Below are 15827 nucleotides of genomic sequence, written 5' to 3'. Positions count from 1 at the left end.
GCGCAGGTCACGATAGATGCGAAGAGACTTCCGGCGCTCCGCGCCCATGATGCCGGGCGGCCCCGTTCCGTCCCTGGCTGAAGCCCGGGGCGTCCTAGGAGCGATCCTGTGACCGTCGTACGAACCGTGGACTACCACACCGCCGGCGAGCCCTTCCGCATCGTCGACCTCACCTCCGGGGGAGCGCCGCCCGTGCCCGGGGACACCGTCGCCGAGCGCTGCGCCACGGCCATCGGGCCGGGGGGATCGGGCACGGCCCCCCGGCGCGGCCCGCTGGACGACGTACGCCGGCTCCTCGTGCAGGAGCCGCGCGGGCACGCCGGGATGTACGGGGGCTTCGTGGTCCCGCCCGACGACGACGGGGCCCACTTCGGGGTGCTGTTCTGGCACAAGGACGGCTACTCCACCGCCTGCGGCCACGGCACCATGGCACTGGGCGCCTGGGCCGTGGACACCGGCCGGGTCGCCGCCCCGGACGACGGGGACGTCCAGGTACGGATCGACGTGCCCTCGGGGCGGGTCGCCGCGACCGTGCACCGTGCGGGGGGCCGCACCACCGGGGTCACCTTCCGCAACGTCCCGGCCCGTACCAGCGCACGCAAGGTGCCCGTCGCCACCACCCTGGGCATGGCCGAGGTGGACATCGCGCACGGCGGGGCCTGCTACGCCTCCCTGCCCGCCCGGGACCTCGGCCTGGACGTCACCCTGGCCTCCCTGCCCGCGCTCGTGCGGGCGGGCAAGGAGATCCGCGCCGCCCTCGCCACCCACCCCGGGACCTGGCACCCGGACGGGCCGCTGCTCTCCGGGGTGTACGGGGTGACCCTCTACGAGGAGCTCCCCGACACCCCCTTCGGGCCGCACCAGCGCAACGTCACCGTCTTCGCCGACGGGCAGATCGACCGCTCGCCCTGCGGCTCCGGCACCTCGGCGCGGCTCGCGCTGCTGGCCGAGGACGGGCGGCTGGGGGAGGGGGAGGACCTGCTGCACGAGTCGGTCGTGGGCACGGTGTTCACCGGCCGCGTCGCCGCGCGGGTGGCGGAGGGCGTGGTCACGGAGGTCACCGGTACGGCCTACCGCACCGGTGAACATCTCTTCAGCGTCGACCCTCAGGACGCGCTCGGAACCGGTTTCCTGCTGTGATCCCCCAGCTGTCGGCCGCCGAGATGGCCGAGCTGCTCACCCCGGCCGCCGCCGCGGACGCGCTGGCGGGCGTCCTGCGGGCCGGGCTGGACCCGGAGACCTGCCCGCCGCGCAGCGCCCTGCCCGTGCCCGGCGGCGGGGAGCTGCTGCTCATGCCGGCCGCCACCGGGGCCTACGCCGGCGTGAAGATCGCCGGGGTGGCCCCGGGGAACCCGGCGCTCGGGCTGCCCCGGATCACCGGGTCCTACCTCCTCCTGGACGGGCCCACCCTGCGCCCCCTCGCCCTGCTCGACGGGGCGGCGCTGACCACCCTGCGCACCCCGGCCGTCTCGGCGCTCGCGCTGCGCCACCTGGCCCCGGCCGGGCGGCCGCTGCGGCTGCTGCTCTTCGGATCGGGTCCGCAGGCGTACGGGCACCTCGAAGCGGTGCACGCGATGCGGCAGCTGGCGGAGGTGGTGGTCGTGGCCCGTGCGGGGTCCGCGGACAGCGCCGCCGGCGCGGAGAAGCTGGCGGCGCACGCGCGGGGGCTGGGCGTCCCCGCCCGGACGGGGGTGGCGGCGGAGGTGGCCGACGCCGACCTGGTGATCTGCTGCACCACCTCCCGCGAACCCCTCTTCGACGGGCGGCTAATCGCGCCGGGCGCCACCGTGGTCGCGGTCGGCTCGCACGAGCCGGACGCCCGCGAGGTGGACACGGCGCTGGTCCGGCGGGCGGCCGTGTACGTGGAGTCGCGTGCGGCGGCTCTGCGCGAGGCGGGGGACCTGCTGGTGCCGGAGGCGGAAGGGGCGATCGGCGCCGGTCATATCACCGGCACCCTGGCCGACCTGGTCGCGGGCCGGATGCCGGGTCCGGGGGCGGCGAGTTGTCCACAGCTCTTCAAGAGCGTGGGCATGGCCTGGGAAGATCTCGCTGTGGCGGTCGCACTGTTCGAGGCCGCCGGGAGAGGTGTCCACTGAGGAGCGAGCGCAACGTGACATTGTACGCTGTTCCTCCGCACGCCGGTGGTGTGAGCGGTCTCGGAGGAAATGCAATGGGTGACCTGAAGCAGCACAGTCTCATCAAGGCTCAGGAACGGCTCCGCGACCAGGTCGGCCACGCCCTGCGGGCAGCCCTGATAGCGGGTGAACTGCGCCCCGGGAGCGTCTACTCCGCCCCCGGCCTCGCAGCCGAACTCGGCGTCTCGGCCACCCCGGTGCGCGAGGCCATGCTCGACCTGGCCCGCGAGGGCCTGGTGGAGCCGGTCCGCAACAAGGGCTTCCGCATCACGGAGGTCAGCGAGCGCGATCTGGACCAGTACACCGAGCTGCGCACGATGATCGAGGTCCCGACCATCGGCCGGATCACGAAGATCGCCACGCCCGAGGCCCTGGAGGCCCTGCGCCCCATCGCGCAGGAGATCGTCACCAGCGCGCGCGAGCACAACCTCATCGGCTACCTGGAGGCCGACCGCCGCTTCCACCTCACCCTGCTCGGACTCTCGGGCAACGACCGCCTGGTGGAAACCGTCGGCGACCTGCGCAAGCGGTCCCGGCTGTACGGGCTGACGGGCCTGGACGAGGCCGGCAAGCTGGTCTCCTCCGCCGAGGAGCACATTGAGCTCCTGGACCTGATGCTCAGCGGCGACGCGGAGGCGGCCGAAGCCTGCATGACCCGACACCTGGGCCACGTCCGCTCCCTCTGGGCCCAGGGTCGCGACGAACCGGTGGGCCGCACCAAGGGCCGCCTGGGCTCGGGCCTCTAGCGGCAGGTCCCACCCCGGGCCCACCCCGGGTCGGGACCGGATCCGGAGACCACGACGCCGGGCGCAGCAGCAGCGCGCCCGGCGTTCGGCATGTCCAACACCCGGCTGCCCGTGCCGATTTGGACACGGCTGGATAACGGTGGGTCCAACCTGGGTCCAACCCCTTGTCAGTACAATTTCACATTACTATGTTACCGGTCACATCATAGAGCGCGGCCCTTCACTGGAGTGACCCATGACCAAGCGCACCCAACTCGCCCTCGCCACCGCCCTGGTGGCCGCACTCGCACTCGGCGCCTCGGGCTGCTCCGACCCCAAGAAGGGCTCCGCCGCCGGCGGCGGAGCGTCGAACCCCGCCTCCGCCAACGACGGGAAGATCCTCGGCGGCGCGCCCGTCAAGGGCGGCACCCTCACCGTCCTGTCCAACCAGGACTTCTCCCACCTCGACCCCGCCCGCAACTGGGTCATGCCGACCATGGACTTCGGCACCCGCCTCCTCTACCGCACCCTGGTCACCTTCAAGGCGGAGCCGGGCAAGGCCGGCAGCGAGCTCGTCCCCGACCTCGCCACCGACCTCGGCACCCCCTCCAACGGCGGCAAGACCTGGACCTTCACCCTGAAGGAAGGCGTGAAGTACGAGGACGGCTCGCCCATCAAGGCGCAGGACATCAAGTACAACGTCGAGCGCTCCATGGCCCCCGACCTCACCGGCGGCCCCGACTACGCGGCCCAGTACCTCGCCGGCGCCGAGGGCTACAAGGGCCCGCTCCAGGGCAAGCACCTCGACTCCGTCAAGACCCCCGACGACCGCACGATCGTCTTCGAACTGAAGCGGCCCGTCGCCGAGTTCTCCGCGACCGCGACCCTCCCCACCTTCGCCCCGGTCCCCGAGTCGCAGGAGAAGGGCACGCAGTACGACGCCCGCCCGTTCTCCTCCGGCCCGTACAAGATCGAGTCGTACGACCGCGACAAGAAGCTCGTCCTGGTCCGCAACGAGCACTGGGACGCCAAGACCGACACCGTCCGCAAGGCCTACCCCGACAAGTTCGTGGTCGTCATGGGCCTCAAGGGCGGCCAGATCGACGACCGGATCATCGCCGGGGAGGGCGCCGACGCCTCCTCCGTCCAGTGGTCCGACATGCGGCCCGAGAGCGCCCCCAAGGTGCTGCCCAAGCCGGAGATCAAGTCGCGGCTGCTGGCCGAGTCGCAGGGCTGTACCGAGATGCTCCAGATGAACAACTCCCGCGCCCCCTTCGACGACCCGAAGGTCCGCGAGGCCCTCCAGTACGCCGTCGACAAGGAGGCCGTGGTCACCGCGGGCGGCGGCCCGGCCCTCAACGAGGTCGCCACCGCCTACCTGCCGCCGGCCCTCTCCGGCGGCAAGCAGGCCGACACCCTGAAGATCGCCCCCTCCGGCGACCCGGCCAAGGCCAAGGAGCTCCTCAAGGCCGCGGGCAAGGAGACCCTCAAGGTCTCCCTGGCCGTCTCCACCGGCGACAAGGGCAAGGCGGAAGCCGTCCAGCAGGGCCTGGCCCGCGCCGGCATCGAGGTGGTCATCGACACCGTCGACCCGGGCGCCTACTACGACGTCATCGGCGACACCACCACCGCCCCCGACCTCGTCCTGTCCGGCTGGTGCCCCGACTACCCCTCCGGCTCCACCTTCCTCCCCTTCGTCTTCGACGGCCGCACCATCAAGGCCAAGGGCAACTCGGGCAACTACTCCCAGTTCAAGGACGACGCCACGATCAAGCGGATCGACGAGATCAACGCCATGGCCGACGCCAAGGAGGCCAACCAGGCCTGGATCGACCTCGACGCCGAGATCATGAAGAAGTCCCCGGCCGTCCCCGTCCTGCTGGAGCGCAAGCCGCTGCTCGTCGGCACCAACATCGCCGGCGCCTTCGGCCACCCCGTCTGGGTCGGCCAGCTCGACTACGCCACCATCGGCCTCAAGGACCCGTCGAAGAGCCAGGGCTGAGGGCGCGGGGACCCCTGACACCATGACCACCACCGCACCGGGCGCCGCCGGACCGGGCGCCGCCCGTCCGGCAGCCCCGGACGGCGCACCGGCCGCGGCCGTCCCCCCGGGCAGCAGCCCCTGGCAGCTCGCCCGGCGGGAACTCCGCCGCCGCCCCGCCGTCCGCGTCAGCCTCTGCGTCGTCCTCCTCTTCGTCCTGATGGCCCTCACCGCCCCCTGGCTGGGCGCCCTGGGCGGCTGGTCCCCGGACGAGTTCGACAAGTCCGCCATCGACCCCTACCTCGGCGGCCAGCCGCTGGGCTCCTTCGGCGGGATCAGCCCCGACCACTGGCTCGGCGTGGAACCCGTCACCGGCCGCGACCTGTTCGCCCGCGTCGTCCACGGCGCCCAGGTCTCGCTGCTCATCGCCTTCGCCGCCACCGCCATCGTGGTCGTCGCGGGCACCGCCGCCGGAATCGCCGCCGGCTACTTCGGCGGCCGCACCGACACCATCCTGTCCCGGCTGATGGACCTGACGATGTCCTTCCCGTCCCTCATCTTCATGATCGCGATGCTGTCGGTGGCCAAGGACGTCAACCGCATCGTCCTCATGACCGTCGTCATCGGCGTCTTCGGCTGGCCCGGCGTCGCCCGCGTCGTCCGCGGCCAGGCCCTCTCGCTCAAACACCGCGAGTACGTGGACGCCGCCCGCGTCGGCGGGGCGAGCTCCTGGCGGATCCTGACCCGCGACATCCTCCCGGGCGTCTCCGGACCGGTCATCGCCTACACCACCCTGCTCATCCCCGGCATGATCAGCACCGAGGCCGCGCTCAGCTACCTCGGCGTGGGCGTCCGCCCGCCCACCCCCTCCTGGGGCCAGATGATCGCCGAGTCCGTGGCCTTCTACGAGACCGACCCCATGTACTTCGTCATCCCCAGCCTCTTCCTCTTCCTCGCGGTCCTCGCCTTCACCCTGCTCGGCGACGCCCTGCGCGACATCCTCGACCCGAGGGGCGGCCGGACGTGATCCTCTACCTCGCGCGCCGGCTGCTCGCCCTCACCGGCGTCCTCCTGGCCATCGCCGCCATCACCTTCCTCATCTTCTACGTGCTCCCCTCCGACCCGGCCGCGGCCGCCTGCGGCAAGACCTGCAGCGCCGAGCGGCTGGCCGACGTACGCGCGTACCTCGGCCTGGACCAGCCGCTGTGGCGGCAGTTCGGCGAGTTCCTCACCGGGATCTTCACCGGCCGCACCCTCGGCACCGGGCAGTACGCCGTCCAGTGCGACTTCCCCTGCCTGGGCTACTCGTACGAGAACTCCCTGCCCGTGTGGGACCTGCTGATGGACCGGCTCCCGGTCTCCGCCTCCCTCGCCGTCGGCGCGGCCGCCCTCTGGCTCGTCCTCGGCCTCGGCGCGGGAGTCACCGCCGCCCTGCGCAAGGACACGGCCACGGACAAGGTCCTCATGGTGGGCGCGGTCGCCGCCGCCTCCCTGCCCGTGTACTTCACCTCCGTGATGCTCATCTACGGAGTCATCCGCATCGCCGGGCTCCTGCCCTACCCCACCTACCAGGCCTTCACCGACAACCCCCTCGCCTGGGCGAGCAACCTGCTCCTGCCCTGGACCGCCCTCGCCCTGCTCTACGCCGCCATGTACGCCCGCCAGAGCCGCGGTTCGATGATCGAGGCCATGGCCGAGCCGTACATCCGCACCGCCCGCGCCAAGGGAATGCCCGAGCGCACCGTCGTCGTCAAACACGGACTGCGCTCCGGGATGACCCCGATCCTCACCATCTTCGGCATGGACCTCGGCGGCCTCCTCGCCGGAGCCGTCATCACCGAGTCCATCTTCGGACTCCCCGGCATCGGGAGGCTGTTCTACGGGGCCCTGGTCAGCTCGGACCAGCCCGTGGTGCTCGGGGTCACCCTGCTGGCCGCCTTCTTCATCGTCGTCGCGAACCTCGCCGTCGACCTCCTGTACGCCGTCATCGACCCGAGGGTGAGGTACTGATGGCTCCTCCTCCCGAAGCCGCGGCCCCCGCGGCCCCGCTGCTCCAAGTCCGCGACCTGCACGTCACGTTCACCACCCCGCGCGGCACGGTACGCGCCGTCGACTCCCTCGGCTTCACCGTCGAGGCCGGCCGCACGCTCGGCATCGTCGGCGAGTCCGGCTCGGGCAAGTCCGTCACCTCCCTCGCCGTCATGGGCCTGCACCGGGGCGCCGAGATCGGCGGCTCCATCGCCCTCGACGGACAGGAGCTGACCACCAAGACCGAGAAGGAGCTCTCCAAGCTGCGCGGCCGCAAGATGGCCATGATCTTCCAGGACCCGCTGTCCAGCCTGCACCCCTACTACACGGTCGGCGAGCAGATCGCCGAGCACTTCCGGGTCCACTTCCGGGCCGGCCGGGCCGCCGCCAAGCGGCGCGCCGTCGACATGCTCGGCGAGGTCGGCATCCCCGAACCCGCCCGCCGGGCGGGGGAGTACCCGCACCAGTTCTCCGGCGGCATGCGCCAGCGCGCGATGATCGCCATGGCGCTGGCCTGCGAACCCGACCTGCTCATCGCCGACGAGCCCACCACGGCGCTCGACGTCACCGTGCAGGCGCAGATCCTGGAGCTGATCGCCGGGCTCCAGCAGGAGCGCGGGCTCGGCGTCGTCATGATCACCCACGATCTGGGCGTGGTCGCCCGCGTCGCCCACGAGGTGCTCGTCATGTACGGCGGCCGCGCCGCCGAACAGGCCCCGGTGGACGACCTGTTCGCCGACCCGGCCCACCCCTACACCCGGGGGCTGCTCGACTCCCTGCCCCGGCTGGACGACGCCGACGACGAGCCGCTGCGGGCCATCCCCGGCTCCCCGCCCTCCCTGCTGGCCCCCGCCCCGGGCTGTGCGTTCGCCCCGCGGTGCGCCGTGGCCGCCGCGAGCGGCGAGGAGGACCGGGAGCGCTGCGCCACCGTGCGGCCCGAACTCCGGCCGTACGGCGACGCCGGCCGCGAGACGGCCTGCCACTTCGCGGGCGCCGTCCGGGAGGTGACCCGATGACCACGCCGAACCAGACGGGTCCCCGCACCGCCCGGGTCCCGGCGGCCCGCGCCGAGCTCCCGCCGCCGCTGCTGAGCGTCCGCGACCTCACGATGGCCTTCCCCGGCAAACGGACCGTGACCGGGCGCCGGGGGGCGCCCGTGCGCGCCGTCGACGGAGTCTCCTTCGACCTGGAGGCCGGCCGCACCCTGGGCCTCGTAGGGGAGTCGGGCTGCGGCAAGTCCACCACCGGGCGGATGCTGGTCCGGCTGCTCGAACCGACCTCCGGGAGCGTGGAGTTCGACGGCAAGGACATCAGCCGGCTCTCCCAGCGCGCCCTGCGCCCGCTGCGCCGGAACCTCCAGATGGTCTTCCAGGACCCGCACTCCTCCCTCAACCCCCGCCAGACGGTGGCCCGGATCATCTCCGACCCGCTGCTGGTGCAGGGTTCGAGCGCGGCGGACGCCCGCCGCCGGGCCGCCGAGCTGATGGAGCTCGTCGGACTGATCCCGGAGCACATCGACCGCTATCCGCACGAGTTCTCCGGCGGCCAGGCGCAGCGCATCGGCATCGCCCGGTCGCTCGCCACCAACCCCCGGCTGATCGTCGCCGACGAACCGGTCTCGGCGCTCGACGTCTCCGTCCAGGCGCAGATCGTCAACCTGATGGAGCGGCTGCGCGCCGAACTGGGCCTGGCCTACGTGTTCATCGCGCACGACCTCTCGGTCGTCAAACGGGTCAGCGACCGGGTCGCCGTCATGTACCTCGGCCGGATCGTGGAAATGGGCGACAAGAAGTCGCTCTACGAGAACCCGCAGCACCCGTACACCAGGGCGCTGTTGTCCGCCGTACCGCTGCCGGACCCGGCGGCGGAGCGGCGGCGCGAGCGGATCGTGCTGCTCGGCGATCCGCCGAGTCCGGCCGCCCCGCCCCCGGGCTGCACCTTCCACCCCAGGTGCCCCGTGGCGCAGGAGATCTGCCGCACCGAACGGCCGCTGCTGCGGACGGTCGCCTCCCGTGAGGTGGCCTGCCACATGGCGTAGCCGCGGACGCCCGGGGGACCGGCGGGGAACCCGGGTACGGGAAGGGCCCCGGAGCGATGATCTCGCTCCGGGGCCCTTCCTCCGTTCCGGTGCCGGCTCAGGCGAGGCCCAGCTCCTTGCGGAAGAACTCCAGCTCCAGCGCCATGACCTTCTCCCGCACCCCGCCCGGGGTCATGTGGGTGACCCCCGGCAGCGCGAGGAGCTGGTGCGGGCGGCCCGCGTCGGTCAGGGCCTGCGAGAGCCGCAGGGTGTGCGAGGGGTGGACGTTGTCGTCGGCCAGCCCCGTGACCAGCAGCAGCGGCCGGCGCAGCCCCGCGGCGTCGGCGAGCAGGCTGTCCCGCTCGTACACCTCCGGGTGCTCCTGGGGCAGACCCAGGTACCGCTCGGTGTACGCCGTGTCGTACTGCCGGAGGTCGGTCGGCGCGGCCCCGGCCGCCGCCGCGTGGAAGACGTCCGGGCGGCGCAGCACCGCGAGCGCCGAGAGATACCCGCCGTACGACCAGCCGCGGATGCCCACCCGGGTCAGGTCGAGGTCGCCGTGGCGCGCCCCGAGCGCCTGGAGGGCGGCGACCTGGTCCTCCAGGGTGACCTCGGAGAAGCCCCGGTACATGGCGTGCGTGTACCGCGGCGAGACGTACGCGGTGCCGCGGTTGTCGACGGTGACCACGGCGAAGCCCTGGTCGGCCCACCACTGCCGGTGCTGCCAGCGGCGCGGCTCGGCGCTGACGTCCTGCATGCCGGGGCCGCCGTAGCTGTCCATCAGGACGGGCAGCCGGGTGCCGGGCACGTGCCCGCGCGGCAGCACCAGGGCGGTGGGCACCCCGTGCTCGGTGACCCGCTCCAGCACCGGGACCACCCGGTACGGCAGCGGCTGCGACAGGTCGCCGGGGACGAACTCCCGCCCGTCGGCCGTCAGCAGGACGCGGCGGATCCCGTCGGCGTCGGCGGAGGTCAGCAGCAGGGACCCGGCCGCGGCCTGGACGGAGTGCACGCCGGGCCCGTCCGCGAGCGGGGTCAGGTCGCCCGTGTCCGGGTCCAGCAGGAGCACCTGCTGCTCGGAGGGGTCGCGCTGCCCGGCCTCGATCAGCAGGTGGTCCCCGTGGGTGCCGGCCACCTTGCGGACCTGGAGCCCGTCCCCGGTGAGGAGCACGCCGTCCAGCGCGAGCGCGCGGGCGGCTCCGCCGGGGGTGTCGGCCGAGGTGAGCATCCGGCCGTCGGCCAGGCGCGCCGGGGTACCGGGGAGCATCGGGTCCACCCACTGGGGGTGCGTGGTGCGCGACAGCTCCCGGGTGCGGCCGGTGTCCGGGTCGGCGGAGAGCAGCAGGACGTTCTGCTGGAGCCGGTCGTGCACGGTGAGCAGGATCTCGGCGGGCGCGGTGTCACCCGGGAGCCACTCGGCGTCGGAGAAGTAGGGGTAGGTCTCGGTGTCCCAGACGAGCCGCACGGCGGCGTCCGGGCCCGCTCCGAGCACCCAGAGCTGCACGTCGGCGTTGGGGCCGCCCGCCTCGGGGTACGCGAAGTCCTCGGCCGGCAGCTCCGGGTGCGCCGGGTCGGCGAACCAGCGCCGCTGGAGGGCGGATTCGTCGACGCGGGCGGCGAGCAGGCGCTCGCCACCGGGGGACCACCAGTGCCCGCGGTGCCGGTCGAGCTCCTCGGCGGCGGCGAACTCCGCGACGCCCCATCGGGCTCCGTCCTCGGGGCTGACCCGGCCGCCGGGGACGGTGTGCAGGGCGTCGCCGGTGACGTAGGCGATGCGCGAGGCGTCGGGGCTCGGGCGGGGGTCGAAGACGGGCCCGGCGGTGGGGAGCTCCTTGGGCTGCGCGGGCGCTCCGGAGCCGGTCGCGCGGGTGACCTCGTACAGGCGGCCGTAGAGCGCGAACACCGCGGTGAGCCCGTCGGCGGAGAGCGCGTACGAGCCGATCCCGGCGGCGACGAGCCGTGAGCGTTCGCGCAGCCGGCGCTCGACGACGGGGAGGGGCCCGGGCTCGGGGGACAGCTCGCGGGGGTCGGCGAGCCGGGTTTCGGCGCCGGTGGCGGTGTCCAGGACCCAGAGGCTGTCGAAGGGATCGGTGGGGCCGGTGGAGCGGAGGAACCAGAGGAGCCGGCCTCCGTCGCCGAAGGAGAAGGCGCGCGGGGCGCCGTAGGTGAACCGGGCGGTGCTCGCGGAGAGCCTGAGGAAGTCATCCATGCGATCCATGGAATCAGTGTGTCATGTGAAATACTACACGGTATATATCACACGGCATATGTCACATGCCCTAGGCCGTTCGAGTGGTGACACCCCCCATACAGGTTTAGCGTCGAAAAAGTGGACCCGAACGCTACGCCGAGCAGCACCAGCACCGGGACCGACGGCAAGGTCCAAGACAGCGAAGGCCATCACGGACTAGCTCTGCTCGTGCTCGCCTCCTGCCAGCTCATGGTCGTTCTCGACATCACCATCGTGAACATCGCGCTGCCGCACATCCAGACCGCACTCGACTTCTCCACCGAGAGCCTGTCCTGGGTCGTCAACGCCTATACCCTCACCTTCGGCGGCCTGCTGCTCCTCGGCGGCCGCACGGGCGACATCCTCGGCCGGCGGCGCGTCTTCATCTTCGGAGTCCTGCTCTTCGGCCTGGCCTCGCTGCTGGGCGGATTCGCCCAGAACGCCGGCCAGTTGATGGGCGCCCGCGCCCTCCAGGGCGTCGGCGGCGCCATCGCCTCCCCGACCGCCCTCGCGCTGATCACCACCACCTTCCGCGAAGGACCCGAACGCAACCGGGCCTTCGGGGTCTTCGCCGGCGTCTCGGCCGGCGGCGGCGCGATCGGTCTGCTGGCCGGCGGGGTGCTCGTGGAGTGGCTGAACTGGCGCTGGGTGCTCTTCGTCAACGTCCCGATCGCCCTGCTGATCGCCCTGGTCACCCCTAAGGTGATCCGCGAATCCGCGCGCCGGCCCGGACACTTCGACCTCGCGGGCGCCCTGCTCTCCACCCTCGGCATGGTGGCCCTGGTCTACGGATTCATCCGCGCGTCCCAGGACGGCTGGCTCGACGGGCTGACGCTCGGCTCCTTCGCGGCGGCCGTGGTCCTGCTGACCCTCTTCGTCGTCAACGAACGGCACTCGCCCCAGCCCATCACCCCGCTGCACATGTTCGCCGACCGCAACCGGGCCGGCACGTACGCGATCATGCTCTTCTTCGCGTGCGCGATCTTCGGCATGTTCTTCTTCCTGACCCTGTTCGTGCAGAACGTGCTGGGCTTCAGCCCGCTGCGGGCCGGGCTCGCCTTCCTGCCGGTCAGCGCGATGATCGCGGTGACGGCGGGGATCACCTCCCAGGGGCTGCCCAAGTTCGGCCCCAAACCGTTCATGGTGGCCGGCTCCCTGTTCTCGGCCGCCGGACTGGCCTGGCTCACGCAGACCGACGTCCACTCGACGTACCTGGGCAGCATCCTGGGCCCGATGCTGCTGTTCTCCGCGGGCATGGGCATGCAGTTCGTGTCCCTGACCCTGATGGCCCTCTCGAACGTCCCCGACCGGGAATCGGGCGCGGCCTCCGGCCTCCTGAACGCGATGCAGCAGGTGGGCGGTTCGCTCGGCCTGTCCATCCTGGTCACGGTCTTCGGCACGGCCAGCCGCAACGAGGCCAAGGACCAGGTGGGCTCCTTCCTGCGCACCGCCACACCGGAACAGAAGCTCTTCTTCGCCAAGACCAAGCAGTTCCCGAAGCCCTGGAGCGACCAGGTCCTCACCTCGGGCGTCAGCGCCGCCTTCGTGGCGGCAGCCGTGTTCACCCTGGTCACGGCACTGATCGCGCTCTTCGTCATCCAGGTGCGGCCCTCGGACCTCGCCCGCCTCCAGGGCAACCACACACCGGCGGCGGGGACCTGACGGTCAGGTCCCGAGGCGCCGGATGCGGCAGCGCACCGGACTGGTGTTGCGCAGCGTGATCCCGGCGACGACGGACACCTCGGTGTCCACCGCCTCGAACTCGTAGGCCCGTAGCAGCATCGCCAGCGCGATCACCGATTCCAGCATGGAGAAGTGCTGCCCGATGCAGGCGCGCGGCCCGCCGCCGAAGGGCAGCCAGGCATAACGCGGCCGGGCCGCCTCCGCCTCCGGGGTGAACCGGTCGGGATCGAAACGCTCCGGGTCCGGCCAGTAGCCGGGGTGGCGGTGGGTCACCCAGGGCGCCACGATCACATCGGCGCCGGCCGGGATGGTGTGCCCGTCGACCTCGGCCGCGGCCACCGAGCGACGGCCGAGTACGGGGGCCGCCGGGTAGAGCCGCATGGCCTCCTTGAGCACCTGGGTGAGGTAGGGGAGCCGGTCGAGGTCGGCGGCCCCGGGCGTACGGTCGCCCAGCACCGCGGTGATCTCGGCGCGGGCCCGGTCCTGGAACTCCGGATGGCGGGCCAGCAGGTGGAGGGAGAAGGCCAGCGAGGTGGCGGTCGTCTCGTGCCCGGCGAGCAGGAAGATCAGGACCTGTTCGCGCAGTTCGGTGGCGTCGAACTCCCCGTCGTCCGCGCTGCTCGCGGCGGCGAGCAGCGACAGCAGATCCTCGCCCGCTCCGGCGCCACTGCTGTTGCTGCTCTCGCTGCTCGCACTGCTCTTGCTGCTCTTGCTGCTCTCGCTGCGGCGCTCGGCGATGATCCCGTCGCACACCGCGTACAGCTCGTCCATCGCGGCGGCGGCCCGCTTGTTGCCCGGAGTGGGCCAGTCGCGGGGGACGTTGACGGGGGAGTAGCCGCGGCGCATCACATAGGCGGTGATGACCGGAAAGGACCGGTCCACGACGTCGGCGGTGGCGTCGACATCGGTGCCGAAGAGGATCCGGGCGACGGCGCGCAGCGCCAGGGTCATCATCTCGTCCGCGACGTCGACGACCCCGTCCGGGGCCGCCTCCCAGGCGCCGAGGGTGGAAGCGGTCTCGGTCGCGACGGCGTCCGCGTACCCGTCCACCCGGCGCTTGGTGAACAGCGGCTGCACCAACCGCCGTTGGCGCAGATAGTCCTCGTCCTGGCTGGTGAGCAGACCGTTGCCGAGGGCCTCGCGGACCTCCTGGTAAATGGCGTTGTCCTTGCGGAAGTTGGCCGCCTGCGAGGCCAGGACCTGCTGCGCCCCCTCCGCCGAGAACACGCAGTGCAGCTCGGTGCGCAGCCCCGGCGGACCCGCCGTGATCCGCACGACGTCGCCGTGCAGGCGCTGCGCCCGCTGGTACGTACCCAGGGCGTCCGACTTCAGGTCGGCGAGCGACCCGAGCAGCGGGACGCCCTCCAGCCGGGGGATCCCCGTACGGTCGCTGCTGCCTGTCCGTGGTGCTTGCGCTGCTGTCATGGCTCCGCCCTCAGAACTGTGCCGACAGGCCGATTCTGAGGGTGCCCGCCCACCGGGTGCGAGGGCTGCCGGCCCATCAGGCCGAATATCGCCGCAGCGCGGGGCCGCTCACTCCGGACTCTCCGGACTCTCCGGACCCTCCGGCTAGTCGCAGGCGATGCCGTCGTCGTCCCGGTCGAGGTGCCTGCCGTAGCCCGGCTGTCCGCGTCGGATCGGGGCGGCGCCGGCGGCCCTGGCCTCGGCGCAGTTGCGGTAACTGACGTCCTTCGGGCCGGGGGCCGGGGTCGGGCCCGACGTCGGCCGCTTCGGCTTCGGATGGCCCGGGTCCGCGGAGGGGACCGGTGTCCTGGCGGGGCTCGACCCCTTGGGCGGATGCAGGGAGGCGCCGGCGGCGGCCGGGCACGGGGTCCCGGGCGCGGCGAGCGAGATCTCGACCGAGGCGTCGCCCGCCAGGAGGGTGGCGGCCACCGGGGTCTGGAAGCAGACCACCCACTGGCCGTGGTCGGCGGCGAGCGGAACGTCGTCGTAGGCGCTGCGCGCCTCGACCGGCTTGGCGAGCACCGGCTTGACGAGGGCCTCGGCCTCGACGGACTTCTTCCCGACGAGCTCAGGCATCCCGGGCCCGCCGGACGCGCTCGGGGCGGAGGCGGATCCCGGTGCGCCGGAGCCCTCACCCTTCGAGGCGGCCGGCTCCCCGCACCCGGCGAGGAGCAGGACGGCGACCCCCACGGCGGCGGCCATGGTGCGGCCCCGATGCTCAGACATGAAATGACCCCCAAGATCACGCGGCGCCGATCCGCCGCGACACGGGAGCCTACCCAGGCCCCCCGGGCGCGCTCCGGCCCCGCAGGATCGTTCCACCATCAACTCACTCCCGATCCAAGTGAGTCGAGACGGAATCCGACACGCTCACCAACGAGTGAGGATGCCTCCTGGCGCGGTGCGCCGACACCAAAGTGGCCCCATGATCACCCTCCGCGCCCTGCGCCGTCGCGCCGCCGTGCTCGCGACCGCCCTCGCCGCCGCCCTGCTGCCCCCGGCCTCCGCGTCCGCCGCCGCCCCGGCCGCCCCCCTCGGATCGCTCCACGCGGCCGCTCCCGCGAACTCCTGCCCCCGGGTCCAGGACCACCTCTTCGCCGCCGCCGACGAACGCGTGGAGGTGCAGCGCATCACGCCCTCCCCGTCCTGGCGGATCAACTGCAAGCAGCTCTACCGCTCGGACGGCCGCCCGCCGTCGGTGGTCTTCGAGGAAGGCTTCCTGCCCAGGGACACCCTGAACGGCCAGTACGACATCGAGAGTTACGTCCTGGTCAACCAGCCCTCCCCGTACGTCTCCACGACGTACAACCACGACCTGTACAAGTCCTGGAAGAGCGGCTGGAACTACTACATCGACGCCCCGGGCGGGGTGGACGTCAACCAGACCATCGGCGACACCCACAAGTACGCCTCCCAGGTCGAGGTGGCCTTCCCGGGCGGCATCGCCCGCTCGTTCATCGTGGCCGTCTGCCCGGTGGACACGGTGAAGAAGGTGGAAATCATGGACCGCTGCGAGGACAACCCGCACTACGAGCCCTGGCGCGCCAACTGGTCCTGACCGCCA

General features: G+C 72.4%; 13 protein-coding genes. 10 read left to right on the top strand and 3 right to left on the bottom strand.

Annotated elements, in window-relative coordinates:
- The first annotated feature begins 108 nt into the window (after nt 1-108).
- The 8 genes from AC3IX6_RS08055 to AC3IX6_RS08020 all read left to right on the top strand — a co-directional run bounded on the left by AC3IX6_RS08055 (nt 109) and on the right by AC3IX6_RS08020 (nt 8907).
- Nucleotides 109-1140 (top strand): proline racemase family protein, encoded by a 1032-nt coding sequence (locus AC3IX6_RS08055; protein ID WP_489369546.1) that lies wholly within the window; start codon nt 109-111, stop codon nt 1138-1140.
- 23 nt (nt 1141-1163) lie between these two features.
- The gene (locus tag AC3IX6_RS08050; RefSeq protein WP_489371369.1) at nt 1164-2096 is read left to right on the top strand and encodes an ornithine cyclodeaminase family protein; all 933 of its coding nucleotides are present in this window, start codon (nt 1164-1166) and stop codon (nt 2094-2096) included.
- Between the two features lie 74 nt (nt 2097-2170).
- Nucleotides 2171-2881, top strand: coding sequence for a GntR family transcriptional regulator (locus AC3IX6_RS08045; RefSeq protein ID WP_489369545.1), 711 nt, complete (start codon nt 2171-2173; stop codon nt 2879-2881).
- Between the two features lie 235 nt (nt 2882-3116).
- Nucleotides 3117-4862, top strand: a complete 1746-nt coding sequence (locus AC3IX6_RS08040; protein ID WP_489369544.1) for an ABC transporter substrate-binding protein — start codon at nt 3117-3119, stop codon at nt 4860-4862.
- Between the two features lie 22 nt (nt 4863-4884).
- On the top strand, nt 4885-5868 hold the full coding sequence (locus AC3IX6_RS08035) for an ABC transporter permease (protein ID WP_489369543.1): 984 nt from the start codon (nt 4885-4887) through the stop codon (nt 5866-5868).
- A complete protein-coding gene (locus AC3IX6_RS08030) occupies nt 5865-6851 on the top strand; it encodes an ABC transporter permease (protein WP_489369542.1) in 987 nt (328 codons plus the stop codon). Before AC3IX6_RS08035 ends, AC3IX6_RS08030 begins: the two co-directional genes overlap by 4 nt.
- Nucleotides 6851-7885 carry an ABC transporter ATP-binding protein gene (locus tag AC3IX6_RS08025; protein WP_489369541.1) on the top strand — a complete coding sequence of 345 codons (1035 nt, stop codon included), beginning with the start codon at nt 6851-6853 and terminating at the stop codon, nt 7883-7885. The genes AC3IX6_RS08030 and AC3IX6_RS08025 overlap by 1 nt, the downstream gene beginning before the upstream one ends.
- On the top strand, nt 7882-8907 hold the full coding sequence (locus tag AC3IX6_RS08020) for an ABC transporter ATP-binding protein (RefSeq protein WP_489369540.1): 1026 nt from the start codon (nt 7882-7884) through the stop codon (nt 8905-8907). Before AC3IX6_RS08025 ends, AC3IX6_RS08020 begins: the two co-directional genes overlap by 4 nt.
- Nucleotides 8908-9004: 97 nt before the next feature.
- On the opposite strand, the gene AC3IX6_RS08015 is transcribed toward AC3IX6_RS08020, so the two are convergent.
- The gene (locus tag AC3IX6_RS08015) at nt 9005-11104 is read right to left on the bottom strand and encodes a S9 family peptidase (RefSeq protein WP_489369539.1); all 2100 of its coding nucleotides are present in this window, start codon (nt 11102-11104) and stop codon (nt 9005-9007) included.
- 111 nt (nt 11105-11215) lie between these two features.
- Between AC3IX6_RS08015 and AC3IX6_RS08010 the strand changes: the two genes are divergently transcribed.
- Nucleotides 11216-12778 carry an MFS transporter gene (locus tag AC3IX6_RS08010; protein WP_489369538.1) on the top strand — a complete coding sequence of 521 codons (1563 nt, stop codon included), beginning with the start codon at nt 11216-11218 and terminating at the stop codon, nt 12776-12778.
- A gap of 3 nt (nt 12779-12781) precedes the next feature.
- On the opposite strand, the gene AC3IX6_RS08005 is transcribed toward AC3IX6_RS08010, so the two are convergent.
- Complete coding sequence (locus tag AC3IX6_RS08005) at nt 12782-14224, bottom strand: cytochrome P450 (RefSeq protein WP_489369537.1); 1443 nt, start codon at nt 14222-14224, stop codon at nt 12782-12784.
- Between the two features lie 144 nt (nt 14225-14368).
- Nucleotides 14369-14989 (bottom strand): excalibur calcium-binding domain-containing protein, encoded by a 621-nt coding sequence (locus tag AC3IX6_RS08000; protein ID WP_489369536.1) that lies wholly within the window; start codon nt 14987-14989, stop codon nt 14369-14371.
- A gap of 199 nt (nt 14990-15188) precedes the next feature.
- On the opposite strand from AC3IX6_RS08000, the gene AC3IX6_RS07995 reads away from it, so the two are divergent.
- Nucleotides 15189-15821 (top strand): ADP-ribosyltransferase, encoded by a 633-nt coding sequence (locus tag AC3IX6_RS07995; RefSeq protein WP_489369535.1) that lies wholly within the window; start codon nt 15189-15191, stop codon nt 15819-15821.
- The last annotated feature ends 6 nt before the right edge of the window (nt 15822-15827 follow it).

Source organism: Streptomyces sp. GL_141 (assembly GCF_057834385.1).
Note: the sequence above shows the minus strand (reverse complement) of the source record. Positions and strands in the feature narration are given on the sequence as shown.

Excerpts from the sequence above, each read along its gene's own strand:
- AC3IX6_RS08050 (WP_489371369.1), top strand. The coding sequence starts at position 1,164 with ATGGCCGAGCTGCTCACCCCGGCCGCCGCCGCGGACGCGCTGGCGGGC.
- AC3IX6_RS08045 (WP_489369545.1), top strand. The coding sequence starts at position 2,171 with ATGGGTGACCTGAAGCAGCACAGTCTCATCAAGGCTCAGGAACGGCTC.
- AC3IX6_RS08040 (WP_489369544.1), top strand. The coding sequence starts at position 3,117 with ATGACCAAGCGCACCCAACTCGCCCTCGCCACCGCCCTGGTGGCCGCA.
- AC3IX6_RS08035 (WP_489369543.1), top strand. The coding sequence starts at position 4,885 with ATGACCACCACCGCACCGGGCGCCGCCGGACCGGGCGCCGCCCGTCCG.
- AC3IX6_RS08025 (WP_489369541.1), top strand. The coding sequence starts at position 6,851 with ATGGCTCCTCCTCCCGAAGCCGCGGCCCCCGCGGCCCCGCTGCTCCAA.
- AC3IX6_RS08020 (WP_489369540.1), top strand. The coding sequence starts at position 7,882 with ATGACCACGCCGAACCAGACGGGTCCCCGCACCGCCCGGGTCCCGGCG.
- AC3IX6_RS08015 (WP_489369539.1), bottom strand. The coding sequence starts at position 11,104 with ATGGATCGCATGGATGACTTCCTCAGGCTCTCCGCGAGCACCGCCCGG.
- AC3IX6_RS08005 (WP_489369537.1), bottom strand. The coding sequence starts at position 14,224 with ATGACAGCAGCGCAAGCACCACGGACAGGCAGCAGCGACCGTACGGGG.
- AC3IX6_RS08000 (WP_489369536.1), bottom strand. The coding sequence starts at position 14,989 with ATGTCTGAGCATCGGGGCCGCACCATGGCCGCCGCCGTGGGGGTCGCC.
- AC3IX6_RS07995 (WP_489369535.1), top strand. The coding sequence starts at position 15,189 with ATGATCACCCTCCGCGCCCTGCGCCGTCGCGCCGCCGTGCTCGCGACC.